Consider the following 23,254-nt stretch of genomic DNA (forward strand, 5'->3'; position numbering starts at 1 on the left):
TTTCGTGCAAAGTCTTCTAAACAGATATGTTAAGTCCGGACTTCGTGATGCACATCTTATGTCATTCCGTAGAGAAGCAGAAAGCCCGGCTGAACGCCGGGCTTCTCTTTGCTCCTGCTTTAAGGTTATCAGTCGTGTCAAGGATTTTGGCGTGGAAATCAGAGGGAAGACATTCAGGTTGGAAGGGTTCTGAAGAAGATGGAGTTCCGCATCCAATTCGCTTTCGTCAGAGGAGTCGGCCGATATGTCTATATTGCAGGACCCGACCACGGGGTCGGGAGGAGTTGTAGGGTTGGTTCGTCTACACTACGCATTCCATGCCGATACGGATCAACCTCGACCTCGATACGCTGCGGACGTTTGCTGTTGTTCATGACACGGGCAGTCTTGCGCAGGCAGCTGAGCAGTTGGGGAGGACGCCCTCTGCGATCAGTCTGCAGATGAAACGGCTGCAGACTGATTTGGAAACGACTCTGTTTCGCAAGCGCGGCCGTGGGCTGGTGCTTACTGAGGCGGGAGTGCTTGCGCTTACGTATGCGCGGCGAATACTGACGCTGAATGATGAGCTGCTGGATGCGATGCAGGGGGAGAATGTTGCGGGGCACATTCGCGTGGGATGTACGCAGGACTTTGCCGGGATTCTGCCTTCGGTGCTGTCGCATTTTTCATCGCTCTATCCTCGTATGCAGATTGAGTTGCGGATTGAAGGCAATGGAGCGCTTGCCGATGCCATTGAAGCCTCGCAGATTGATCTTGCTGTCGTGATCGGCCAGGATGATCGGCCTGCGGCAGAGACAGTGGGCCAGCTGGATATCGTCTGGATCGCATCTTCAACTTTTGCGCCGCCGTTGGATCAGCCTTTGCCGCTGGCTGCTCTAGGGCCACAATGCGTCTTTCGCAAACGCGCGATTCAGCTACTGGAAGAGGCTAAGATTCCGCATCGTATCGCTGTAGGGAGTCCCAGCGTTGAGGGTCTGTGGGCGGCGCTGCTGGGCGGGGTTGGTATCACGGCGCGTACTGGGCTGAATCTTCCTGAAGGGCTTACGTCGGCGGTATCGCTCTATGATCTGCCGCGTCCTGGTCAGCTACCTGTGACAGTGCAGAGGGCAGCGAACGCCAGTGGCGCTGCGATGGATCGGATGGGAGCGCTGCTCGCGGAGGCGATTCGGATGGCACTGCTTGCGGTTCCGCGAGGGAAGACCTCTAAGGGCGCACGTAACAGAGTTACGAATAGCTCTGCGGGGCCGCGCAGAAAAGCGTGAGTTGCGCTCAACCATTTGGTGAAAACAATCAAATTGTGCCGCGGTGGATTGCGTTCTAAGTTAGCCGCATGAAACTCAGATCTTTCGTTACTCTCGCTGTTTTATCGGTGGTGGCGCTGGTGGCCACCGCACAGACGCCTCCGATTGCAGGTACATGGGTGCTTACGGCAGCCGACAAGTTACTTCCTGATGGCGCTCGTGTTTCCGACTATGGAGAGAAGCCGCGTGGGCTGATTCTCTTTACTCCGGATGGTTATTACTCCATACAGATCTATCGATCAGACCGGCAGAAGTTTGCAGCCGGTGACAAGTCGAAGGGAACGCCGGAGGAGTACAAAGACGCGGTGATGGGGATGAGCGATCACTTTGGACGTTACGAGATCGATGTGGTCAAACACATCATTACGTTTCATGTGGACCGCTCTTCATTTCCCAACTGGGACGATACGACTCGGACAACTCCATATGAGTTGAAGGGCGATGTACTTTCGTGGAGGGTGCAGGCTCGGCCGGATGGGTCTGTTCCGATTACGGTTTTGCGGCGGATACGTTGAGGCGGGCGGTAGTGCGGGTTTGAGCAAAATGCGGGGTTCTTCGCTTCGCTCAGAATGACCGGTTTAGATGTATTGGTCCAGATGGATGTGATGCCCACTCATGCACGATAAAGCTGTGTGCATGAATGGGCGATCCACGGCGCACCCTATTTTGCTTCGGCTAAGGGTTTGATGATGTCGTCCCGGTAGGCAGGCGTGCCATCGATGGGCTGGAGAACCGGGTAGCGCTCGCTGATGGCCGGTGGACAGTTTCATCACCACCCATCGCGATGATGCCGCGAAGGATGGGGCACCCCTAACGGTGGCCCTCTTGTTCGCCCAATTCTTCGGCGCGTCTTCCGATTCTCTTCAGTACTTCTTCCATCTGGCTCAGTTCCTCGGGCGAGACATCCTGAAATGCACGTTTGATGAGAGCGGCGTGTTGGCGGAAGATCGGAACGAATACCCGGCGTCCCTTCTCCGTAATCGAAACAGTGCGAACGCGGCGATCGTTCTCGCTCTCCACACGACTGACCAACCCCTTCTTGTACAGTCGATCGACTGCAACGCTGACCGATCCGGGGTTGAGGTCCACCTTCGGACCAAGGGCGGATCAGTTTCTCGATGTGCCGCATTTCGGTGCGAAGTACGCCATCGAGGAAGCGATTCGTGTAGGCGGGATGCCTTATACGATTCTGCGGCTCGGATACTTCGCCCAGAAAGAGCGCTGGCTTAAGGCGGTGTTAACCGGCCCCGGCGTATATACGATTCCCGCGGGGAACCAGGGTCTAGCTGTGGTGGATGTTCGCGACATTGCGGAGGCGGCCGCGATATCGCTGGCAGAAGAAGGCCACAAGGGAAAGACGTACGACCTGGTTTCGTCAGAGATGTTGAGTGGTCCGGCTGCGGCAGCACATGGTCGAAGCTGCTGGGCAAAGAAATCACTTACGCCGGACACGGACACTTCGATGGCTTTGAGGCACAAATGCGGAAGACGGGGAGTCCGAGTTGGCTGGCCTACGATCTTCGGGTCATGTTCCAGGGTTGCGTCGAGCGTGGATTCAGCAACACGGAGGACCAGACGGCGCGCTTTGCCGCGTTGCTTGGGCACCAGCCGAGAACGTACAGCAGCTTCGCTGAAGAATTAGCAAAGGAGTGGGCTGCAGCGTAGATCACGTTGGTTAGGGTTCACAAAACGCAATTTCAAACAAGGAGTAGAAAATGTCTACGATATCAAACACAGTAGCAATTCCGGCCGACGACCCACGACGGAATCTGGTGGTTAAAAACCTGGATAACAGCAATGCCCTGCATCTCGCAGTCGTGGCCGACACATACACGATCCTGCTGTCCGGAATGGACACTGCAGGTCGATTCACCCTGATCGATATGCATGTTCCTCCCGGAGGAGGCCCTCCCCCGCATCGTCATGATTTCGAGGAGACCTTTATTCTTCTCGACGGTGAACTACAAGCTACTTTCCGAGGGGAGAAGCGTATTGTGCGCGCTGGAGAAACAGTCCACATTCCAGCGAACGCTCCTCACCAATTCCATAACGCCTCGTCGAAGCCGGTGAGGATGCTTTGCATCTGCTCGCCGGCAGGCCAGGAGGAGTTCTTCAAAGAGATAGGAACACCGGTTGCGGCACGCACCACTCCGCCTCCGAAGGTCGAAGCAGCGCAGGAGGCAGCGTTCATGAAGAAAGTAATTGAAGTGGCTCCGAAGTACCGAACCGAACTGCTCAAAGAGGCGTAGTAAGGCCGATTCAGGTGAAGTACGGTGCATCGCGATCATGCGGCGACGGATGGGGCACCCCGGATAGTGTGGGCTCTCAAGGCAAAATGCGGGGATTCTTCGCTTTGCGTAGGATGACCGTTGTTGGGGTATCAGAATGACGGTTCCGAGACGTTGTTTGTATTACGACAATAAAGGTAAAGGCGCGTCTCATGTGAGACGCGCCTTTTGTATTGGTTGAATGCTACTCCTGTTTCTTCTCGGTGGGAGCTTTCTCGGGTGTGGCTAGAGGAGTGGTGATGTCGTCGAGGTAGGCCGGGGTGTTGGGGATTCGCTCGAGCGAGGGATAGCGCTCGCCGTCGTGGTAGTCGATGTCGGCGAGGGTGACGAAGGTGTCGGATTGCAGGATGAGGTGGATGGGTTCGGTCTTGCCTTTCGCGTCCTTGATGGCGGTGCGTAGGGCTTCAGGGGAGAAGATGTTGCCGTTGATGGCGAGGATCTTCGCGCCGGGAGCGATGTTGGCCTTGTCGGCGGGGCTTCCCCAGCGAACGTCGAAGATCGTGCCGTCAGGGTTGACGCGGAGACCGATGGAGTACCAGGTGTTGATGAAGGACCGGGACCCGCCGATTGCACTCACGGTCTTTTCTGAAAGGTTAGGCTTGTCGGTGAAGACGAGCTTGTAGCCTCCGCGCTCGATGCCGTCGAGGTCGGCGTGGGGGTTGACGTTGTCGATGCGGTCGTGGATGAAGGTGGCCCAGTCGTACTTGACGACCTGGTTGAGGTCGCTGACGAGCTCGTCGCGGTTGTACGTGACGATGAGCGGGCCGGTGTTACCACCCTTGGCGAGGAAGATGTGAAGGAAGTCGGTGAGGGACTTTTTGTTGTCGGTGAGCTTGCGGATGAGAGTGTCGGCGTCGAGCCAGAAGAGCTCGCCTTCCTGGTAGTAGTCCTGTCCGCGCTTCCAGTTGGACCAGGCGAGGTTGCCTCCGCGGAGGATGCTGGCGGCGATGGCGGTGTCTTCTGTGCTACGCCAATCGCGCCCGGGCTTGTAGTCGAGGTTGGCGGCAGAGATGGCGAGCTGGTCGCGGTACTGCGCCTGGGTCTTGAGGCCAGAGCGCGCGGCGAGGACATTGCCGAGATAGTGCGTCATGCCTTCGTAGACCCAGAGGAGGGAGCCCTGCTGCATCTTGGCGAAGTCGTCCTGGTAGAGGTTGTAGGGACGGCGGTACTTGCCGTTCCAGGAGTGGGTGAACTCGTGAGAGAGGAGGTCGGATTCGGCGAGCTGGTGGTTGTCGTCGGAGAAGCCCTTTTCGCCGACTCCGTTGTCGGAGGATTGGCCGTGCTCGAGGCCCTCGCCTCCGGCGACGTCAGAGAGTGTGAGGAGGAAGTGGTAGACGTTGTAGTGGCGCGAGGCGTAGGCGGCTCCGGTCTCGCGGACGAGGTTGTTCAACTCGACGAGGAGCGCGGGGCGGAGGTTCGAGTCCTCGGGGGCGTCGGAGACTACGTCGATGTAGTGCTTCGGCGTGACCTCGGGGGCGAGGGGGAATTCATGGAAATATTGCCCGGTGATGACGGGGGAGTCCTCGAGCTGCTCGACGGTGGTGGCGGCGTAGTGGGTGGTGCCGCCAATGGGGTGTTGCGGGTCGTAACCGTCAGTGGGTGTGAGTGCGGTGCCGATGCCCCAGCCCTTGGGGACGATGACGGAGGGCTGCACGGGGATCTCTTTGACGGGCGTGTTGGCTGGGTAGAGGAGGAGCTTCTCCCACTCGAGGACGGCGAGCTTCTGGCTGACGCGCGAGGTGACGATGCAGTCGAGGTGTGCGTGGAGCGTGGTGACTCCGGCGGGCACTGTGACGTGGAACTGGTAGAGGTCTTCGTCGTCACGGCGCCAGGGGATGGGCTTGCCGTTGGCGGTGAAGACGACGCCGGTGATCTCATCGACGGGGCCGGTGGGGCGGTGATTACCGGGGATCCACTTGGGGGTGATGAGAGTGAGCGGGCCGGGCTTTACCGGGAGGTCGATCTCGGCGTGGTAGAGCCTGCGCGGGGCGTCGGAGAGGTCAGCGGTGATCTGGATGGGAGCCTTTTGCGCGAGAGCGGAGGTGGCGAGGAGTGTGAGCGGCAGGAGAGCAGCAGAGCGAAGAGACATGAGTTGGGATTGTTCCTCTCAGTGTTTGTTCTGATTATGTGTGGTACGGATAAAGGGTGGCTGGGGACGCAGTGATAACCGCAGGTTCCTTCGGCCTCGCTCAGGACAGGCACTTCGAGTCCGCTGCGCTTCGCTCAGGATGACACTTTTTTCTGAAGTCTCGCGATACTTGCCAGCCTACCCGTTAAGGGCCTTTTCGATGGCTGCGATGACGGCGGGGTCGTCGGGAGTGATCTCGGGGGAGAAACGGGCGACGACGTTACCGTTGCGATCGATGAGGAACTTTTCGAAGTTCCAGAGGATTCCGGGCTCGGGGTTGGTGGTGGCTCCGTTGTGGTGAGTGGCGAGGAATTTGTTGAGGTTGTCGCGGAAGGCTGGGCGGGAGTCGCCGATGGCCTTTGGCTGCGCGGCGATGAGGGCGTTGTAGAGGCCGTGGGTTTCACTCCCGGTGACGACGATCTTGGCGAACATGGGGAAGTCGACGGAGAAGTTGGTGCGGCAGAAGGCCTGGATCTCGTCGTTGGAGCTGGGCTCCTGCGAGCCGAAGTCGTTGGCAGGGAATCCGCAGACTACGAGGCCGTTGGCTTTGAAGCGAGCGTAGATCTTTTCGAGGGCGTCATACTGGGGCGTGAGGCCGCACTTCGAGGCGACGTTGACGACGAGAAGGACTCTGCCGCGGTAGTCGCCGAGAGAGGCGGGTTCGCCAGTGATGCGATTGACGGGGATGTCATAGATGTTTGCCATATGCTGAGTGTATCGCTATGGATTCGTTATATGGTGATGCGTAGGATGGGTGCCTATGTCGATCACGGATTTTCTGTTCGGCCGGCCTTTAGCGACGAGTGAGGAGCGGGCCGAGCATATTGGCGTTGCGGCCGGCATCCCGGTGTTTGGTCTGGATGCTCTGACGAGCGCGGCGTACGGACCTGAGGCGGCGATGACGCTGCTGATTCCGCTGGGGCTGGCGGGCAGCAACTACATTCTTCCAGTAATCGTGGCGATTGTGTGTCTGCTGGTGATTGTGTACTTCAGCTACCGGCAGACGATCTATGCGTATCCGAACGGCGGTGGCTCGTATACGGTGGCAAGCGAGAACCTGAGCAATGGCGCAGGGCTGCTGGCGGCTGCGGCTCTGATGATCGACTATACGCTGACGGCGGCGGTGGGGATTTCGGCGGGGGTGGGCGCGCTGATCTCGGCGGTGCCTAGTTTGCAACCGCACACGCTGGCGCTGTGCCTCATCATTCTCGCGGTGCTGGTGATTGTGAACTTGCGCGGGGTTCGAGATACGGGCGCGGTGTTCATGCTTCCGACGCTGCTATTTATCGGAACGCTGTTGATCATGGTGGCGGTAGGGGTGTGGCGCACGTCGCAGAGCGGAGGGAATCCGGTTCCGGTGGTTGCTCCTCCACATGCGTTGCCTGCGACGGTGCAGTTGACGATGTGGTGGCTGCTGGCCAAGGTTTTCTCGAGTGGATGCACGGCGATGACGGGCGTGGAGGCGGTTTCGAACGGTGTTATGGCATTTGGTGAGCCGAGGGTGAAGACCGCGCAGAGGACGCTGACGGTAATCATCGCGATCCTGATCGTGCTGCTGCTGGGGGTTGCGTACCTGTCGAAGGCGTATGGGATCACGGCGACTGATCCGGTAGCAGCGGGCTATCAGAGCGTGCTGAGCATGCTGGTGTCGGCGGTGTTTGGGAGGGGATGGTTCTATGAGCTGACGATGGCGTCGGTGCTGGCGGCGTTGGCGTTGAGCGCGAATACGGCGTTTGCGGACTTTCCTCGACTGACGCGGATGATTGCGTTGAATGACTATCTGCCGCATGTCTTTTTGATACGAGGCCGAAGGTTGTTGTACTCGCATGGTGTCTATGCGCTGACGGGATTGACCGCGGTCCTGCTGATTCTGTTTGGCGGCGTGACGGACAACCTGATTCCTCTGTATGCGATTGGTGCGTTTCTGGCGTTTACGATGTCGCAGACCGGGATGGTGGTGCACTGGTACAAGCAGGGTCCGGAGGACAAGGTGCGCTACTGGCATATGTTTGTGAATGGCCTTGGCGCGGTCGCTACGGGGATTACGCTACTCGTTGTTTTGGTGGCAAAGTTTGCGGCGGGAGCGTGGGTGACGGCGCTGCTGATTCCGACGCTGATTGCCGTGATGGCGGCGGTGAAGCGGCACTACACGCGGGTGAAGAGCGAGATGGCAGAGCCGTGTCCGGTGAATCTTGACAACCTGCAAGAGCCGATCGTGGTGATTCCGATGTCGGCGTGGAACAAGATCGCGGAGAAGGCGCTGCGGTTCGGGCTGCTGATGTCGAGCGAGATCAAGGCGGTGCATGTGCATTCGTCCGATGAGGGTGGCGGGATAGCGGCAGGGTGGGAGGAGCATGTGGCCCGGCCTCTGCGAGAACGGAAGATGGGGGTACCGGAGTTGGTGACGATCCCGTCGACTTACCGGTTTGTCGTCAATCCGCTGATGGAGTACGTCCTCGAGCTGGAGAAGAACAATCCGGAGCGTAAGATTGCGGTGCTGCTGCCGGAGATGGTGGTGAAGCACTGGTGGGAGAATGCGCTGCACAATCAGAGGGTGCAATTGCTGAAGCTGATGTTGCTGTTGAAGGGGAACCAGCGGATCGTGGTGGTGAACATCCCCTGGTACCTGTAGCGGGCCGGTGTCCGAGTGGAATTTTATAAGAGATGTGGTCGGCGGACGAAGTAGTATCAAAGCTGACCATGTCATTCACGAATGTTCTTTTTGGACGGCCTCTTGCGACCAGCGAGGAACGTGCCGAGCATATCGGCGTAGCAGCAGGAATCCCGATCTTCGGGCTGGATGCGCTAACGAGCGCGGCGTACGGGCCCGAGGCGGCGATGGCGCTGCTGATCCCGATGGGAATCGCCGGAACCCAGCACATTGTTCCAGTGATTACAGCGATTCTGGTTCTGCTGGTGATTGTGTTTTTCAGCTACCGGCAGACGATTGCGGCGTATCCGACCGGGGGCGGATCGTACACGGTGGCGACGGAGAACCTGGGCAATGGCGCGGGGTTGCTGGCAGCCGCTGCTCTGATGATCGATTACATTCTGACGGCGGCGGTGGGAATCTCGGCGGGCGTAACGGCGCTGACGTCGGCTGTGCCGTCTCTGATTCCGCATACGCTGGCGCTGTGTCTGCTGATTCTTGCGGTGCTGGCTATTGTGAACCTGCGTGGCGTGAAGGACACAGGAGCGGCGTTCATCCTGCCGACGTTCATGTTTGTGGGCACGCTGCTGGTGCTGATCGGGGTGGGGGTCTACAAGACGTACCTGAGCGGAGGGCATCCGGTTCCGCTGGAGGTGCCGCCTCCGCCCGCGGTGCAGACGGTGAAGTACCTGGGGATATGGCTGCTGATGAAGACGTTCTCCAGCGGCTGCGCGGCGATGACGGGCGTGGAGGCGGTGTCGAACGGGGTGATGGCGTTCAGCGAGCCTCGGGCGAAGAGGGCGCAGCGGACACTGTCGATTATCGTGGCGACGCTGATCGTGCTGCTGTACGGGATTACGTGGCTCTCGAAGATGTATGGCATTACGGCGATGGACCCGGATGCGCACAATTATCAGAGCGTGTTGAGCATCCTGACGACGGCGGTCTTCGGACGCGGGTGGTTTTACTACGTGACGATGGGGTCGGTGCTGGTGGCGCTGTCGCTGAGCGCGAATACGGCTTTCGCGGACTTTCCGCGACTGGCGCGGGCAATTGCGCAGCATGACTACCTGCCCCATGTGTTTACGTTGCGCGGGCGGAGGCTGCTGTTCTCGCATGGGGTCTACGCGCTCACCGGATTTACGGCGGTGATTCTGATTCTCTTCGGGGGCGTGACGGACAAACTGATTCCGCTGTATGCGATTGGCGCGTTTCTGGCGTTTACGCTGTCGCAGGCCGGGATGGTCGTGCACTGGATGAAGATGGACGAGCACCGGGGTCGGTTGTGGCACATGTTCGTAAACGGCATCGGCGCAGTGGCGACGGGCATCACGACGATTGTGGTGCTGATCGCGAAGTTCGCGGCGGGTGCGTGGGTGACGGCGCTGCTGGTTCCGGTGCTGATTGGGCTCATGATGGTCGTGAAGCGGCATTACAGCAGGGTGAAGCGAGAGATGAAAGACATGACTCCGCTGAACCTTGCGAACCTGGAGCAGCCGATCGTGGTGATTCCGATGGCGCGATGGGACCGGATCTCGGAGAAGGCTCTGCGGTTCGGGTTGCTGCTGTCGAAGGAGCTCAAGGTCGTGCACATCCACTCGGACGATGAGCCCGAGGGGCTGGAAGAGGTGTGGGGAGAGAACATTCTCGCGCCGATCGAACGCGAGAAGCTGTCGGTGCCGGAACTGGTTACGATTCCGTCGACGTACCGGTTCGTCGTCAGCCCGCTGATGGATTACATCCTCGACCTTGAGGAGAAGAATCCGGGGCGGAAGGTGGCGGTGCTGCTGCCGGAGATGGTGGTTCGGCACTGGTGGGAGAATTTGCTGCACAATCAGCGCGTGCAGGTGCTGAAGCTGCTGCTGCTGCTGAAGGGGAACCAGCGGATCGTGGTGGTGAATATTCCTTGGTATCTGTAGGGGTCAGGCTAGGGAAGGCGGAAGACTATGCCTGTGCTGACCGTCCCGATGGGATAGTTAGTCCCAGAAGCGTGGAGGCCGCCTCCGCCTATTTCGACAACTCGCCAATCGAGACGAGGAAAGAAGGTGAAATCCAAACCACCAAGGATTTGATACTGGAAGCCGGTAGTCATATTGCTGCCGGTTCCATAGTTAGTACTACCAACGCCGACTGATGCCTGGGCGTAAGGTCTGAGGGGGATTACTTCCGGGTTGAAGACAAAACGGACGCCAGCGAGTCCACTATTGAGTTTGTGCCCATTGGAGTTGAGGATGTTACCGCGCAGATCTGCCCCGAGACGGATAGGTCCGGCATGGGCGAAATCGTCATAGATGCCAAAGCTGCCTCCAACAGCCCAGTAACCGTATGAGTCTGTGTACGGATAAGGAGGCTTGATTCCTCCGAAGTGATCGCTGGTGACTGTGCCATAGAGACCGATCTGTGCTTTGGCCTGAACAGAAAATACTAAGGCTGCGACGAGCGCGAGGCAGCGAATGCGCATGAAATAGCTTCCTTGTTGTTAGTGGACTTTGGAGAGGCTAACAACAAGCAAGGACTGGAATAAGTGCCTTCGCTGGTACACGCATCACAGTGCTCACCGTGAGGAGCGCCATGAGGCGATGACTTCAGACTCAGGGCACTAGACGAGGGTGGCTACGTTCTTGTGGTAGGTGGGGCTCAGTTCGCGCAGGTGGGCGACTGCGGCGGGGATCAGCGCGAGGGCCTGGTCTACTTCTTCTTCGGTGGTGAGCTTGGAGAGGGAGAAGCGGATGCTGGCGCGGGCTCGCGCGGCGCCGAGGCCCATGGCGGTGAGGACGTGCGAGGGTTCGGTGGCTCCGGACTGGCAGGCGCTGCCTCCACTGACGGAGAGGCCCTTGAGGTCGAGCGCGATGAGGAGAGCCTCGGCTTCGACGTGGTCGAAGTAAATGTTGGTGGTGTTCGAGACGCGCTGGGCTCCGGCTCCGTTGACTCCGGTCTCTTCGATCTGCGAGAGGATGCCTTGCTCGAGGCGGTCGCGAAGGGCGGTGAGGTGAGCCGGGCCTTCGGACTTGAGCCACTCAGCGGAGAGCTCGGCGGCCTTGCCGAAGCCTACGATGCCAGCGACGTTTTCGGTCCCAGGGCGGCGCTGGCGCTCGTGCGAGCCGCCGTGAAACATAGGCGCGAGGCGCACGTTGCGGCGGACGTAGAGGACTCCGATGCCCTTGGGGGCGTAGATCTTGTGGCCGGAGAGGGAGAGCAGGTCGACGTCCTTGAGGAAGCCGTGGGCGCTGACGTCGAGCGGGAGCTTGCCGCCTGCCTGGACGGCATCGGTGTGGAAGAGCGCGCCGCCAGCGTGGGCGATGCCGGCGAGCGCGTCGATGGGCTGGATGACGCCGGTCTCGTTGTTGGCATACATGATGCTGACGAGGCGGGTGTTGGGCTGAAGGGCGGCGAGCAGGGCAGCCGGTTCGACCAGCCCCGCCGGAGTGACGGGCAGGAAGGTGACTTCGACGCCGCGTGAGGTGAGCGACTCGGCGGCATGGAGGACGGCGTGGTGCTCGATGCTCGTCGTGATGAGGTGATCGCCGGGCGAGAGGACGCCGAAGAGGGCGAGGTTGTCGCTTTCCGTTCCGCCGGAGGTGAAGACGACCTCGGATGGGCGGCAGTGCAGCAGACGTGCGACGGATTCTCGAGCGTGGTCGACGGCGGCGCGGGCGTGCTGGCCCTGCTGGTGGATGGAGCTGGCGTTGCCGTAGTGCTCCAGAAAGAAGGGACGCATGGCCTCGAAGACCTCGGGGAGAAGAGGCGTGGTGGCGTTGGCGTCCATGTAGATGCGGTTCATGTGCTTATTTTACTTTGTGTGACGAGTTGCGGCGTAGCGGTGACCAGCGAAGTGCAGGAAACAGAGGGGATCTGGTAGCCTTGGCGCACTCAGCGGTATTGTGCCGCGGCGATTTCGAGAGAAAACAGGAGAGAGACGATGATGAAGCGGATGGTTGTGGTGTTGGCGCTGGCGGGTTGTTGCATCACAGGGGCAAGGGCACAGATGGGGGCGACGGCTCCTAAGATTCCTGCGGGAACCCTGGTTGAGCCTTCGAAGTCGCTCGATGGGCTACTGAAGATCTACGAAGGGCAGATCATGAGCGCGGTGAATGCCATGCCTGCGGACAAATTCGACTTTGCGCCGAGCCAGACGATCTTCAAGGCAGAGCAGACGACGAGCTATGACAAGGTGCGGACGTTTGGGCAGATGGTGGCGCATGTGGCGCAGGCGAACTACTACTTCTTCGGTACGCTGGGCGGGGTGAAGCCCGATGTCGATATGAAGGCGATCGGCAATCTGACGTCGAAGGACGACACGGTGAAGGCCCTGGCGGCTTCGTTTGCGTATGCGCATAAGCAGCTTGCGACGTTGACGGCGGCGAATGCGTTTGCTTCGGTGAAAGACGATCAGACCAAGGCCAGTATGGCGGCGTTTGGCATCGCGCATATGTGCGACCACTATGGGCAGTTGGTGGAGTATCTGCGGATGAATGGGATTGTGCCGCCGGCTAGCCAGAAGTAACTCTTAGCAACAGAGAATGCGCAGATCGTGCAGGAGCTCTTGGAGGGCCTGCCTCGATCTGCGCTTTGATTTTGAAGGTGCTCCGGCTCAGAAGGCAGCGCTGTGGCGTGGAGGGGCTTTGAGGAGGAAGGTGAGCGAAAAGCCTACGACGTCATACTGAGAACGAATGCTGTGATCAAAGAAGCCGGAGACGGTCAGGTGACCGCTTAGAGGGATGTCCAATGAGGTGTTGATGCCGTTGTCCTCGGCGGCGCTGGCACTGGGTGTGGTCGTGGTCGTTTTTTTTCCTTTGCCGGTGGTGGAGTAGATGGTGGCTGTGGCGAGGGGCATGTCTTCGTATCCGTCCGCCTCGAAGCTGATGTTGTGCGTCAGGTCAACGGAAGCTCCTGCCTGAAAATGGCGAGAGTGCCGGCGGAGGTATAGCTCTTGTGCACGCGGCGAGCAATCAGGTTGCTGGAGTTGGCGACGCCAACCTCTATGTTTGGCGTGACGATGCCGAAGTCCTTCTCGAAGTGATTGTTGAAGTTATAGCCAGCATGCCCTGAGCCGAGACCGTCGGCGGTCTTCCCTGTGGGGAGGCCGATGCCGAAGGTTGCGCTGTATTGCAGCAACTCCGGATGTGCTTCAAAGACTGCGGAGAGGGCGGCATCGCCGGGCACGCCATGTTTGGTCCGGGTGACGTAGACCGGCTTTGCCTTGGTGCCAATGTTCTCCAGGACATTGATGTAGGCGTAGATCGGGACGGATGCGTTGACGCTGAGAGCAGGACTGAACCGGAAGGAGACGCCCGGAGTAAGGATGGATGACCAGCCGTTGTTGGAGTCGTGTTGGGTGGCTGTGATCAGAGAGGCGTTAGGGCCTCGATCAGAGGGAATGATTCCGGCTGGTCCCGTACCGGTTGCTGTGACAGCCCCGCTGCCCTGTGCTGCGGGGATGGCCTGCGCGGCTGCGTACGCTGTGCCTAGCAGCGCGAGAGAGAGGATACAGGAGGCAAACCAACGAAGCTGGTGGGGAGAGGGGAGCAAGGAGGAATCCTTTCTACGTCCAGCGTAAGGGGCAGCGCAGGGGGAGCAAACGAACTTTTGTGGCATTGCAAGTGCGGTCTGTTGTCAGAGCTTAGCGGAGGAGATCGTCTATGGACGGTTCTTCTTCGACTGGCCTGGGCGCGCGGAGGACGTAGGTGATGCCGACTGCGGCGGTGTCGGTGTAGCGGCGCAGGCTGCGGCTGTAATAGCCGGAGAAGGTAGTGTTGGCGTCGATGGGGATGTCGAGCGAGTTGGTGAAGCCGTTGTCCTCGGTGACGTTGTAGCCGGTGACGACGGTAGGGCGGTGGGCTCGGTAGGCGCTGTAGATCTTCTGGTCGCCGATGGGGAGCTGTTCGTAGGTGTCGCATTCAAAGAAGATGCCGCGGAGGAGTTCGGCTCCGATGCCGATCTGGAAATGAGCGAGCGGGCCGAGCGAGGTGTAGATCTTGTTGACCTGGCGATTGACGAGGGTGCTGGAGTCGCCGGCTCCTATCTCAACGTTGGGGGTGAAGCGGCCATAGGTGCGCTCGAAGTGGTTGTTCAGGTCGAAGGTGACACGCCCGGAGGTAAGGCCGTATGCCTCGTCACCGCTAGGCGCGGTGACAGCTACGGTGGCCTGATACTCGAAGGGGCGCGGCTGGAACTGAGCGTGGAATCCGAGGACGACGTCGCCGAGCTCGCCGCGTTGATTTACCAGGCGCGCGTTGGGACGTGGGCGCCTGGAACGGCTCTCGGCGAGGCGGTAGAAGTAGATAGGCAGAGTGGCATCGACAGAAAAGGTGTTGTTAAAGCGGTAGCCAACGGCTGGGGTTGCGAGTGTGGCCCAGCCGGTGGCAGATTCGTGGTAGCTCGAGAAGGTGATGCCTGCGTTGAACCTGGGAAGGACGGGGGAGAGGTCGGAGACCTCAGGAATAGCGGCAGGTTCTGCACGTGTCGCGGATGAAGACTGTGGCGGATCGCCGTCGGAGACAGTGAGGGTCTGTGACACGGCGAGCGAGGACACGCCAAGAAGGAAGGACAGGCAGAGAGTGGTCCCGTGAAAACGAAAAAGAGCCAAAGATGGTTCTCGGATAAAGTTTTGCCATCACAGGATGGCACTTTCCGCCAGTTCTGCCAAGGAATTTTAGTCGCCGAGGGCTGATCCTGCGATCAGGCCCGTTCGGCGATGGGGGTGTAGTGGATCGGATAGGTCGGACCGACGTAGTCCGCGCGCGGGCGGATGAGGCGGTTGTCGTCATGCTGCTCGATGACGTGTGCGGCCCAGCCAGCGATCCGGCTGACGGCGAAGATGGGGGTGAAGAGGTCGATATCGATCCCGAGCAGGGTGTAGGCGGAGGCAGAGTAGAAGTCGACGTTGGCGTTAAGCTTCTTCTCCTGCTTGACGAAGTTCTCGATCTCGCGCGACATCTCGAACCACTTCATATTGCCTGCGGTCTTGCTCAGCTCTTCGGACATGCGGCGCAGGTGCGTGGCGCGCGGGTCCTCAGTATGGTAGACGCGGTGGCCGAAGCCTGAGATCTTCTTCTTTTCCGCGAACATCTGCTTGACATGCGCCACTGGATCGACGCCGGCCTTGTCGATGGCGTAGAGGAGTCGCATAGTGGCTTCGTTGGCTCCGCCGTGGAGGGGGCCTTTGAGCGCGCCGATGGCTCCGGTGATGGCGGAGTGGATGTCAGCGAGCGTCGCGGCGATGACGCGCGCAGCGAAGGTGCTGGCGTTGAGCTCGTGTTCGGCGTGAAGGATGAGAGCGATGTCGAAGGTGCGGGTGGCGGTCTCCGAGGGCTTCTCCCCGTTGAGCATCCAGAGGAAGTTGGCGGCGTGTGAGAGGGAGGGATCGGCTTCGACGACGGTCTTGTCCTTGCGGATGCGATCGAAGAGAGCGACGATCATGGCAATCTGCGAAGTGAGCCGGAAAGACTTGCGGACGTTGGCGTCGTGGGAGCTGTCGGCCTCGTCGGGATCATAGATGCCGAGCAGCGAGACGGCGGTGCGGAGCACCTCCATGGGCGATGCGGTGGCCGGTACGCTGCGGAGAAAGTCGATGAGCTTGGGGTCGAGCTTGCGGGCCTCGGCGAGTTTGCGGGTGAAGTCAGCGAGTTGAGCCTTATTAGGAAGCTTGCCGAACCAGAGCAGATAGGCAGTCTCTTCGAAGGTAGAACGCTGGGCAAGCTCGTGGATGTCGATGCCGCGGTAGGAGAGGACTCCTGCATCGCCGTCGATCCAGCAGATGGATGAACTGGTGGCGACAATGCCCTCCAGACCTTTAGGTGCAACAACAGTGGACATGGGCATCTCCTAGCCTGACTTTAGTACATCTGGTTTTATAGCGCAGCGAAGAAACTGTTGTCACGGCGAAGCGACGAATATCGCACAGTTGTGCGGCTTTCGCTTCTTTGACGTCGACAGAGGAGAGCGAGGCGGACGGTGAAATCGATTGGAAAAACTGTAGTTACAACTTGGTGATTGATCCCTTGCGAGTGTCGGTCAATAGGCCTTATTTCCCGGTGTGGGATTCCGCTCCGGAGAGAAGGGCACGAGGTCGATCGATGGCGACTCGCGGTTGAGGAGCTGCGCCATGACGTGCGCGGTGGCAGGAGCCAGAAGTATTCCGTTGCGGTAGTGGCCGGTGGCGAGGAAGTGGTTGGGGCGGCCGGGAATGGAGCCGAGGATTGGGAGGGTGTCCTGCGTGGCGGGGCGAAGGCCGGCCCAGGTCTCGATCTGGCCGGCTTCGGCGAGGGGCGGAAGAAGCGCGGCGGCGTGGTCGCGAAGGCGGGTGATGGCTTCAGGGTAGACGGTCTTATCGTAGCCGGCGTCCTCGACGGTTGCTCCGATGATGGCGCGAAGCGCCGCCGGGCCCTGGGTTCGGGGAACGACGTAGACCTCGGGTGTGCGGACGACGAGGTGAAGAGGAAATGATGGAGGGAGGGCGACGGAGAGCATCTGCCCTTTGCGCGGAGTGACACGGAGGTGAGGGAGAAGATGCGACGTGAGCGACCAGGCTCCCGTGCAGTCGACGAAGAGCGATGAGGAGAAGACGCCGGCGGAGGTGTGGACCTCGATGCCTGAGGTTGCGCTCAGGTGGTGGATCGCGATGCGAGGACGAAGGTCGATCGTCGTGGCTCGGACGGCACGGAGGAGAGCGACGGCGAGCTCACGGGGATCGAGGCTGTGCTCGGGGAGAAGTATGAAGCGGCGTTCGCCGGGGACAAGTTGCGGAAGAAGAAGGGAGAGGGTCTGGGGCGAGAGCGTGTCCGCAGCGGGAATGGTGTCGAGGAGATGCTGAGGGAGGGCCTGCAGGGTGGTACTGGTGTGGAGAGGGACGTCGATGCCGGAGAGAGAGGCGATACGGTCGAGGAAGCTGGGGTAAAGCGAGAGGCTGAGGTCGGAGAGGCCGCGGAGGCGGAGCGGGTTGTCGGGATCTGAGGCGGCGAGCATGCCGGCGGCGGCGGTAGAGGCCTCGGAGAGTGGTTCGCCCTGATCGAGTACGAGGACATGGGCCCCGCGGTGGTGGAGCTCAAGGGCGAGGGAGAGGCCGATGATGCCGGCCCCGGCAATGCAGACGTCAGCGTGGGGCATAGAAATAAGTCTAGATGGAAGAGAAGAGGATATAGTTTGTGTGTCGGCTGCGTCGCTCCGGCGCGCACGAGACAATGCAAGTCGGAACTGCGTCTTATTGTTGAAAGCTGATTTGAGGAGAGATTAAATGAGCGAAGAGGGATTCACGGAGCGTTCGGTATCGGGTGCGTTGCTGGCAGTGGTTGCGGTGGCCCTGCTGGCGGGGCTGGGTGGTTTGGTGTGGAGCTATTCGCTTCAGAAGAATCTGGGAGTGGCCCAGCAAAAGCTGGTGGAGGCCGACCAGAAGAACGCGGACCTGGCGCAGAAGCTTGAGGCGACGAATGCGAGGCTGCGGGCGACCAGCGAGACCCTGGGCCAGAGCGTCGGCATGACGCAAAAGCAGATTGAGGCTCGGACGCAGAGCCTGATGGCGTCCCAGCGGGCTGCGACGGCGAAGCTGGAAGCGCAGGAGGCAGCGACTTCGAAGCAGATTGGAGCGGTTTCGACCGAGGTCTCCGGCGTGAAGACGGATGTCGGCGGCGTGAAGACGGACGTCGCAGCAACGAGGACCGATCTGGAGTCGACGAAGGCCCAACTGACTCGTGTGATGGGCGATGCGGGCGTGATGAGCGGCCTGATCGCGAAGAACCACGACGAGTTGGAGATCCTGAAGCACAAGGGCGACCGGAACTACTACGAGTTCAGCTTGCAGAAGGGCGCCAAGCCGACCCTGCTTTCGACGATCAAGCTGCAGTTGAAGAAGGCGGACGAGAAGCATTCACGCTACACGCTGAATGTGAGCGCGGACGACCGCACGATCGAAAAGAAGGACAAGGGGCTGGATGAGCCGGTGCAGTTCTACACGGGCAAGGACCCTGTGCTGTATGAGCTGGTGGTGAATGCGATCTCGAAGAACAAGGTGTCGGGGTATCTCTCGACGCCGAAGAGTGCGGCGGCTGGTGCGACAGTGGCGCAGTAGCGATTCATCTGCAGATGCAGAAGGGGGACGCTTATCGCGTCCCCCTTCTGTTTGCCTTTGGTTGATGTTGCGGTTGATTTACTTCTTCTTCTTTGCCGCCTTCTTGGCGGGCTTCTTTACGGCTTTCTTGGCTGCCTTCTTCGTTGCCATTGTGTCTGTTCTCCCTATGATTTCGACATTCACTCTGCAACAGGCTGCATTGCAGCTAACGAAGATATAGATTTATGGAATTTCACTGTCAAGAAAAATCGATACGTCGATGAAATTTTTTTTGGTGATCGGCGTGTTCGGGTTTGCGATGCGACTCACTTTTACGCGAAGGTGTGGAGGCGGAAGTACGTTGCGGTGTCGTGAGACGTATACTGAACCGCGTTCTGCGCTGTTTGTTTTTGAATGCGGTGCAGTGAGGTGAAGGAAATGCGTGACGTAGTGATTGTGTCGGCGGTTCGGACCGCTGTGGGGAAGTTTCAGGGCGTGTTTGCGGAGATGTCGGCGGTGCAGCTGGGAGCGATTGCAGTTCGCGAGGCAGTGCGAAAAGCCGCGATTGACGCGGCGATTGTGGATGAGTGCGTGATGGGATGTGTGCTGCCGGCAGGGCTGGGGCAGAATCCTGCGCGGCAGGCTGCGTTGCAGGGCGGACTTGCGGATGAGGTGTCGGCGCTGACGATCAACATGGTTTGCGGAAGCGGATTGCGAGCGGTTGCGGTGGCGGCGCAGAACGTGATGACGGGTGATGCGGAGGTTGTGGTTGCCGGTGGGATGGAGTCGATGACGAACGCGCCGTATCTTTTGCCGGGAGCGAGGAGGGGGTTACGAATGGGTGACTCGGTCGCGGTGGACTCGATGGTGAAGGACGGTTTGTGGTGCGCGTGCGAGGACTGGCACATGGGAATGACTGGTGAGCTGGTGGCAGAGAAGCACTCGTTCACGCGCGAGCAGCAGGATGCGTTTGCGCTGGAGTCGCACCGGCGCGCGAGTGCGGCGTGGAGGGAGGGACGCTTCGATGCGGAGGTGGTTCCTGTGGAGGTTCCGGGGAAGAAGGGCGCGGTGACGGTGGTGAAGCGGGATGAGAGTGTGCGAGATGACGCTTCGATGGAGGCGCTCGCTGCATTGAGGCCGGCGTTCAAGAAGGATGGGACGGTGACGGCGGGGAATGCTCCGGGAGTGAACGATGCGGCGGCCGCGGTGGTCGTGATGTCGGCGGAGAAGGCGAAGGAGCTTGGACTGAAGCCGATGGTGACGATCAAGGCCCAGTCAACGAGCGGAATTGCGCCGAAGTGGGTGATGCTGGCTCCCGTGATCGGGGTGCAGCGGGTTCTCAAGAAGGCGGGATGGGACCGGGATGAGGTGGATCTGTATGAATTGAATGAGGCGTTCAGCGCGCAGGCGCTTGGGGTGATGAAGGAGTTGGGGCTGGATGCAAAGCGGGTGAATGTGAATGGCGGAGCGGTGGCGATCGGGCATCCGATTGGCGCGAGCGGTGCGAGGGTGCTGGTGACGCTGATTCACGAGATGATTCGGCGGGATGTGAAGAAGGGCGTGGCGGCTCTTTGTTTGGGCGGGGGGAATTCGGTGGCTTTGGCGGTGGAGCGCTGAGGTATTTGGTTGTAAGTTTTTCGTATAGCGGAACTGGGGGATCGAATGTGCAAGAAAACATTTCTTGGTTTTGGGCTTACGGTATCGCTAGCGCTGTTGGTGGAGATGCAGGGATATGGGCAAGCTTTGTCCAAAAAGGCCGAAGCTTTGTGTAGCAACGTGACGATGCTGGACTCGAAGCCATTCTCAGCGCTCCCTGTAAACGTCAGAACGGAAATACGCAAAGCTCTGACGCCCGACATCCTGGCCTTTGCCAAAGCTACTGATATCAGCATGCAAGAAGCGTTCAATCTACAGAAAGTCAGTCTGGATGCGATTCAAGTACCGATGACGACGAAGACGAGCAAGCTCTATGTTGTTCACTGGGGAGATGCTCTATTTGGAGTCAACGGGGCGATCTGGATCGTCGAGGTGAATTCCCAAGGGGCACGAAACCTAATAGCGCCGGATGAAGGTATGAACCGTGGAAGATCCTTCGGAGGTTGGGGAATGCAGGTGCTATCTGACGCAAGTGGGCCTTACCCTGAACTCATGTTTGCATCGAAGGGATACCATGCGGGGGGTGGAGCGGAGGCTGAGGCGGAATGCGTGCGGAAGATCGGTGCGTTCTACAAATCAGTGGCATGCCCGGTAGATTGCTTCGACAATCTGAACAATAGGTAACTGAACCCCACATAGCGAATCAGTCTTAACACTCGATGATGTTGAGGGCGAGGCCTGCTAGTGAGGTTTCTTTGTAGCGGGATTGCATGTCGAGGCCGGTCTGATACATGGTGGCGATGACCTGGTCGAGGGAGACTTTGTGGCCCAAGGTCTCGTGCATGGACATGCGGGCGGCGTTGATGGCCTTGACGGCTCCCATGCCGTTGCGCTCGATGCAGGGGATCTGGACGAGGCCGCCGATGGGGTCGCAGGTCATGCCGAGGTTGTGCTCCATGGCGATCTCGGCGGCGTGTTCGATCTGGGCGTTGGTTCCGTTGAGCGCGGCTACTAGTCCGCCGGCGGCCATCGAACAGGCTACGCCGACCTCGCCCTGGCAGCCGACCTCGGCTCCGGAGATGCTGGCGTTCTCTTTGTAGAGGATTCCGATGGCGGCGGCGGTGAGGAAGTAGCGGATGAGGCCGGCCTCTTTTTCTTCCGGAGTGGCTTCGTCGATGAAGCGCATGTAGTAGTGGGCGATGGCGGGGATGACGCCGGCGGCTCCGTTGGTGGGGGCGGTCACCACCCTTCCTCCAGCCGCGTTTTCTTCGTTGACGGCCATGGCGTAGACCGTGACCCAGTCCATGGGAGCGAGCGGATCTTTGGAGCCTTCGGTCTCGAGGCGGCGTGCGAGGCGCGGTGCGCGGCGGCGGACGTTGAGGCCTCCGGGAAGGATGCCTTCGGTGGTGATGCCGCGCTCGGTGCACTGCTGCATGGTGCGCCAGAGAGTGAGGATGCTGGCCTTGATCTGGTCTTCGGGGGTGGATGTCGACGCGCCGGATCCTGGTGTCGGGCGGTTGATGGTGGTGTCGCTAAGGAGCGCGACCTCGTTGGCGAGGAGGAGTTCGGCGATAGAGAGGTTATGCGCGGCGGCGATGGCGAGGAGTTCTTCAGCGCTGCGAAATGGGTAGGGGACGGTGCGGGTTGTGGTGGTTTTGCTTTCCTGCTGGGCAGCGAACTCGCTTGCCGAGAGAATGAAACCGCCGCCGACGGAGTAGAAGGTCTCCCGCGCGAGGATGTTGCCCGCGGAGTCGAACGCGGTGAAGCGCATACCGTTGGGGTGCGTGTGAACGGCGGGGTCGGGGTACATCTGGTTCCGGTGGAAGAGGAGGTGTTCGCCTTCGGTGAAGGGAATGGGTTCGCGGTCGAGGAGGTAGAGGGTTCCGGTGGTGCGGATGGCGGCGAGCTCGGCGTCGATGAGCGCGGGATCGACGGTGTCGGGAGCTTCGCCGATGAGGCCGAGGAGGATGGCGCGGTCGGTGCCGTGGCCGTGGCCGGTGAGGGCGAGCGAGCCGTAGAGATCGACGATGACATGCGCGGCGTCGGCGAGCTGGTCTGCGGCGTCGAGTGTTTGGGCGAAGCGCAGCGCTGCGCGCATGGGGCCGACGGTGTGGGAGCTGGAGGGGCCGATACCAATCTTGAAGAGTTCGAAGAGGCTGGTGTTCACGCTGCCTATTTTAGGCGTCTGCGTGAAGTTTTGCCTGTGGACGAGGGTGTAGTGGAGTTGATGTAGGCGGCGGCTGCGGTGAGTCGCACGGGAGCCTTGGAGTCGTCGAAGGCGGCGTAGAGTGCGTCGTCGGCGGCGGGTTCGTGATAGTGGCCGATGGCCTTGGCGGCGGCGGCGCGGACGGCAGGGTCCTTATCGGTAGTGGCCTGGATGAGAGTAGTGTGAATGGGGTTGGTGCTGCTCTGGGAGAGTTGTTCGATGGCAGCGACCCGGGCGGAGTTTCCGCCGTTCTTGCGCATGTACTCGTAGGCGGTGATGCCGAAGCCGAAGGGGCCGAGGAGCATCGAGGCCCCCTGCAGCGCGCCGAGGTGGGCGAGGGTCCCAGGGCTGTGGAGGTCCTTGTGTGCGGTGCGCATGGCGCCGCTGACGGGGGTATCGCGGGCTCTACGCTCGCCGTCGACGACGGCGATGAGGATGTTCTCGCCGGAGGGGTCGCGCATCTTCCAGAGGGTGGTGGCGGCGGCGAAGGCGACCTGGGGCTCCTTGTCGTCGAGCATGGAGCGGAGGTTGTTCGTGAGGTTGCGGTTGCCAGTCTGCCCTGCAGCGAGGACGGCGGCGGTGCGCACGTCGACGTCGGTGTCGGCCATCGCGGTGAGGATCAGCCCGGAGGAACGAGGATTGGTTCCCATGGTTCCGAGGGCGGCGAGAGCCTGGACGCGGAGGTCAGGGTGCTTCGCGTCAGTGACGGCGTCGTTAAGCATGGTCCATGCGGCGTCGGCGCGCTGCGCGGCTGCGGCTTTGGCGTCGTGGGGTGTGGCGGGAGCGGTTTCGTCCCGGGCGTCGGGGATGGTCGTCGTGACAATCTGCGCGTCGGGGGTGTTCGAAGCGGGCGGATTGGATGTTCTCGCCTGAGCGCAGAGCGTGGTTGTTGAGACAAGGCTCAGAAGCAATCCGTTGAGGACGTGACGAGTTGGAGAGACGTTGGCATGCATGATCGCTCCGGTGACCGTGAGAGGGCGGCGAAAGATAGTTATAGATGGTTGGATGCTATACTCGCGAAAATTCTCCGCCTCAAGGGTGCA

The 23,254-nt window shown here is 60.2% G+C and carries 22 protein-coding genes; 10 read left to right on the forward strand and 12 right to left on the reverse strand.

Annotation, left to right across the window (positions count from 1 at the left end; translation table 11 throughout):
• Positions 1-317: 317 nt before the first annotated feature.
• Together OHL16_RS16530 and OHL16_RS16535 are read left to right on the forward strand one after the other, a co-directional pair.
• Positions 318-1,262 carry a LysR family transcriptional regulator gene (locus OHL16_RS16530; RefSeq protein WP_263368287.1) on the forward strand — a complete coding sequence of 315 codons (945 nt, stop codon included), beginning with the start codon at positions 318-320 and terminating at the stop codon, positions 1,260-1,262.
• A gap of 68 nt (positions 1,263-1,330) precedes the next feature.
• The gene (locus tag OHL16_RS16535) at positions 1,331-1,816 is read left to right on the forward strand and encodes a lipocalin-like domain-containing protein (protein ID WP_263368288.1); all 486 of its coding nucleotides are present in this window, start codon (positions 1,331-1,333) and stop codon (positions 1,814-1,816) included.
• Between the two features lie 295 nt (positions 1,817-2,111).
• Here OHL16_RS16535 and OHL16_RS16540 read toward each other — a convergent pair whose 3' ends face one another.
• Positions 2,112-2,390: a MarR family winged helix-turn-helix transcriptional regulator gene (locus OHL16_RS16540; protein ID WP_263368289.1), complete on the reverse strand. Its 279-nt coding sequence runs from the start codon at positions 2,388-2,390 to the stop codon at positions 2,112-2,114.
• A 390-nt stretch (positions 2,391-2,780) separates the two neighbouring features.
• Between OHL16_RS16540 and OHL16_RS16545 the strand changes: the two genes are divergently transcribed.
• Positions 2,781-2,966, forward strand: a complete 186-nt coding sequence (locus OHL16_RS16545; RefSeq protein WP_263368290.1) for a hypothetical protein — start codon at positions 2,781-2,783, stop codon at positions 2,964-2,966.
• A 50-nt stretch (positions 2,967-3,016) separates the two neighbouring features.
• Positions 3,017-3,550 carry a cupin domain-containing protein gene (locus OHL16_RS16550; protein ID WP_263368291.1) on the forward strand — a complete coding sequence of 178 codons (534 nt, stop codon included), beginning with the start codon at positions 3,017-3,019 and terminating at the stop codon, positions 3,548-3,550.
• 223 nt (positions 3,551-3,773) lie between these two features.
• Here the strand turns inward: OHL16_RS16550 and OHL16_RS16555 are convergent, their stop codons facing one another.
• Together OHL16_RS16555 and OHL16_RS16560 are read right to left on the reverse strand one after the other, a co-directional pair.
• Positions 3,774-5,678: a M61 family metallopeptidase gene (locus OHL16_RS16555; RefSeq protein ID WP_263368292.1), complete on the reverse strand. Its 1,905-nt coding sequence runs from the start codon at positions 5,676-5,678 to the stop codon at positions 3,774-3,776.
• A 177-nt stretch (positions 5,679-5,855) separates the two neighbouring features.
• A complete protein-coding gene (locus tag OHL16_RS16560; protein ID WP_263368293.1) occupies positions 5,856-6,422 on the reverse strand; it encodes a glutathione peroxidase in 567 nt (188 codons plus the stop codon).
• A gap of 55 nt (positions 6,423-6,477) precedes the next feature.
• On the opposite strand from OHL16_RS16560, the gene OHL16_RS16565 reads away from it, so the two are divergent.
• Together OHL16_RS16565 and OHL16_RS16570 are read left to right on the forward strand one after the other, a co-directional pair.
• Positions 6,478-8,349, forward strand: a complete 1,872-nt coding sequence (locus OHL16_RS16565) for an APC family permease (protein ID WP_263368294.1) — start codon at positions 6,478-6,480, stop codon at positions 8,347-8,349.
• 68 nt (positions 8,350-8,417) lie between these two features.
• On the forward strand, positions 8,418-10,286 hold the full coding sequence (locus OHL16_RS16570; RefSeq protein ID WP_263368295.1) for an APC family permease: 1,869 nt from the start codon (positions 8,418-8,420) through the stop codon (positions 10,284-10,286).
• An 8-nt stretch (positions 10,287-10,294) separates the two neighbouring features.
• Here the strand turns inward: OHL16_RS16570 and OHL16_RS16575 are convergent, their stop codons facing one another.
• Together OHL16_RS16575 and OHL16_RS16580 are read right to left on the reverse strand one after the other, a co-directional pair.
• Positions 10,295-10,828: a hypothetical protein gene (locus OHL16_RS16575; RefSeq protein ID WP_263368296.1), complete on the reverse strand. Its 534-nt coding sequence runs from the start codon at positions 10,826-10,828 to the stop codon at positions 10,295-10,297.
• Positions 10,829-10,966: 138 nt separating this feature from the next.
• A complete protein-coding gene (locus OHL16_RS16580; RefSeq protein WP_263368297.1) occupies positions 10,967-12,148 on the reverse strand; it encodes a cysteine desulfurase family protein in 1,182 nt (393 codons plus the stop codon).
• 138 nt (positions 12,149-12,286) lie between these two features.
• On the opposite strand from OHL16_RS16580, the gene OHL16_RS16585 reads away from it, so the two are divergent.
• Positions 12,287-12,871 (forward strand): DinB family protein, encoded by a 585-nt coding sequence (locus tag OHL16_RS16585; RefSeq protein WP_263368298.1) that lies wholly within the window; start codon positions 12,287-12,289, stop codon positions 12,869-12,871.
• A gap of 87 nt (positions 12,872-12,958) precedes the next feature.
• Here OHL16_RS16585 and OHL16_RS16590 read toward each other — a convergent pair whose 3' ends face one another.
• The 5 genes from OHL16_RS16590 to OHL16_RS16610 form a co-directional block, all read right to left on the reverse strand.
• The gene (locus OHL16_RS16590) at positions 12,959-13,201 is read right to left on the reverse strand and encodes a hypothetical protein (protein ID WP_263368299.1); all 243 of its coding nucleotides are present in this window, start codon (positions 13,199-13,201) and stop codon (positions 12,959-12,961) included.
• A gap of 38 nt (positions 13,202-13,239) precedes the next feature.
• The gene (locus OHL16_RS16595) at positions 13,240-13,896 is read right to left on the reverse strand and encodes a hypothetical protein (RefSeq protein ID WP_263368300.1); all 657 of its coding nucleotides are present in this window, start codon (positions 13,894-13,896) and stop codon (positions 13,240-13,242) included.
• 91 nt (positions 13,897-13,987) lie between these two features.
• Complete coding sequence (locus tag OHL16_RS16600; protein WP_263368301.1) at positions 13,988-14,953, reverse strand: hypothetical protein; 966 nt, start codon at positions 14,951-14,953, stop codon at positions 13,988-13,990.
• 92 nt (positions 14,954-15,045) lie between these two features.
• On the reverse strand, positions 15,046-16,182 hold the full coding sequence (locus tag OHL16_RS16605; protein WP_263368302.1) for a citrate synthase: 1,137 nt from the start codon (positions 16,180-16,182) through the stop codon (positions 15,046-15,048).
• A gap of 198 nt (positions 16,183-16,380) precedes the next feature.
• On the reverse strand, positions 16,381-17,472 hold the full coding sequence (locus OHL16_RS16610) for an NAD(P)/FAD-dependent oxidoreductase (protein ID WP_263368303.1): 1,092 nt from the start codon (positions 17,470-17,472) through the stop codon (positions 16,381-16,383).
• A gap of 127 nt (positions 17,473-17,599) precedes the next feature.
• On the opposite strand from OHL16_RS16610, the gene OHL16_RS16615 reads away from it, so the two are divergent.
• The 3 genes from OHL16_RS16615 (at position 17,600) to OHL16_RS16625 (ending at position 20,689) form a co-directional block, all read left to right on the forward strand.
• Complete coding sequence (locus tag OHL16_RS16615; protein WP_263368304.1) at positions 17,600-18,430, forward strand: hypothetical protein; 831 nt, start codon at positions 17,600-17,602, stop codon at positions 18,428-18,430.
• A 417-nt stretch (positions 18,431-18,847) separates the two neighbouring features.
• The gene (locus OHL16_RS16620; protein ID WP_263368305.1) at positions 18,848-20,026 is read left to right on the forward strand and encodes an acetyl-CoA C-acetyltransferase; all 1,179 of its coding nucleotides are present in this window, start codon (positions 18,848-18,850) and stop codon (positions 20,024-20,026) included.
• Positions 20,027-20,071: 45 nt separating this feature from the next.
• Positions 20,072-20,689 (forward strand): hypothetical protein, encoded by a 618-nt coding sequence (locus OHL16_RS16625; protein WP_263368306.1) that lies wholly within the window; start codon positions 20,072-20,074, stop codon positions 20,687-20,689.
• Positions 20,690-20,714: 25 nt separating this feature from the next.
• On the opposite strand, the gene OHL16_RS16630 is transcribed toward OHL16_RS16625, so the two are convergent.
• Both OHL16_RS16630 and OHL16_RS16635 read right to left on the reverse strand, forming a co-directional pair.
• Positions 20,715-22,172 carry an L-serine ammonia-lyase gene (locus OHL16_RS16630; protein WP_263368307.1) on the reverse strand — a complete coding sequence of 486 codons (1,458 nt, stop codon included), beginning with the start codon at positions 22,170-22,172 and terminating at the stop codon, positions 20,715-20,717.
• A 5-nt stretch (positions 22,173-22,177) separates the two neighbouring features.
• The gene (locus tag OHL16_RS16635; RefSeq protein WP_263368308.1) at positions 22,178-23,164 is read right to left on the reverse strand and encodes a HEAT repeat domain-containing protein; all 987 of its coding nucleotides are present in this window, start codon (positions 23,162-23,164) and stop codon (positions 22,178-22,180) included.
• Between the last annotated feature and the right edge of the window lie 90 nt (positions 23,165-23,254).

Origin of the sequence: Edaphobacter bradus, assembly GCF_025685645.1 — a bacterium.
GTDB classification, from domain to species: Bacteria; Acidobacteriota; Terriglobia; order Terriglobales; family Acidobacteriaceae; genus Edaphobacter; species Edaphobacter bradus.

Bases quoted from the DNA above. Each gene is read 5' to 3' on its own strand.
- OHL16_RS16530 (WP_263368287.1), top strand. From the start codon at position 318: ATGCCGATACGGATCAACCTCGACCTCGATACGCTGCGGACGTTTGCT.
- OHL16_RS16535 (WP_263368288.1), top strand. From the start codon at position 1,331: ATGAAACTCAGATCTTTCGTTACTCTCGCTGTTTTATCGGTGGTGGCG.
- OHL16_RS16545 (WP_263368290.1), top strand. From the start codon at position 2,781: ATGCGGAAGACGGGGAGTCCGAGTTGGCTGGCCTACGATCTTCGGGTC.
- OHL16_RS16550 (WP_263368291.1), top strand. From the start codon at position 3,017: ATGTCTACGATATCAAACACAGTAGCAATTCCGGCCGACGACCCACGA.
- OHL16_RS16555 (WP_263368292.1), bottom strand. From the start codon at position 5,678: ATGTCTCTTCGCTCTGCTGCTCTCCTGCCGCTCACACTCCTCGCCACC.
- OHL16_RS16560 (WP_263368293.1), bottom strand. From the start codon at position 6,422: ATGGCAAACATCTATGACATCCCCGTCAATCGCATCACTGGCGAACCC.
- OHL16_RS16565 (WP_263368294.1), top strand. From the start codon at position 6,478: ATGTCGATCACGGATTTTCTGTTCGGCCGGCCTTTAGCGACGAGTGAG.
- OHL16_RS16570 (WP_263368295.1), top strand. From the start codon at position 8,418: ATGTCATTCACGAATGTTCTTTTTGGACGGCCTCTTGCGACCAGCGAG.
- OHL16_RS16575 (WP_263368296.1), bottom strand. From the start codon at position 10,828: ATGCGCATTCGCTGCCTCGCGCTCGTCGCAGCCTTAGTATTTTCTGTT.
- OHL16_RS16580 (WP_263368297.1), bottom strand. From the start codon at position 12,148: ATGAACCGCATCTACATGGACGCCAACGCCACCACGCCTCTTCTCCCC.
- OHL16_RS16585 (WP_263368298.1), top strand. From the start codon at position 12,287: ATGATGAAGCGGATGGTTGTGGTGTTGGCGCTGGCGGGTTGTTGCATC.
- OHL16_RS16590 (WP_263368299.1), bottom strand. From the start codon at position 13,201: ATGCCCCTCGCCACAGCCACCATCTACTCCACCACCGGCAAAGGAAAA.
- OHL16_RS16605 (WP_263368302.1), bottom strand. From the start codon at position 16,182: ATGTCCACTGTTGTTGCACCTAAAGGTCTGGAGGGCATTGTCGCCACC.
- OHL16_RS16610 (WP_263368303.1), bottom strand. From the start codon at position 17,472: ATGCCCCACGCTGACGTCTGCATTGCCGGGGCCGGCATCATCGGCCTC.
- OHL16_RS16615 (WP_263368304.1), top strand. From the start codon at position 17,600: ATGAGCGAAGAGGGATTCACGGAGCGTTCGGTATCGGGTGCGTTGCTG.
- OHL16_RS16620 (WP_263368305.1), top strand. From the start codon at position 18,848: ATGCGTGACGTAGTGATTGTGTCGGCGGTTCGGACCGCTGTGGGGAAG.
- OHL16_RS16625 (WP_263368306.1), top strand. From the start codon at position 20,072: ATGTGCAAGAAAACATTTCTTGGTTTTGGGCTTACGGTATCGCTAGCG.
- OHL16_RS16635 (WP_263368308.1), bottom strand. From the start codon at position 23,164: ATGCATGCCAACGTCTCTCCAACTCGTCACGTCCTCAACGGATTGCTT.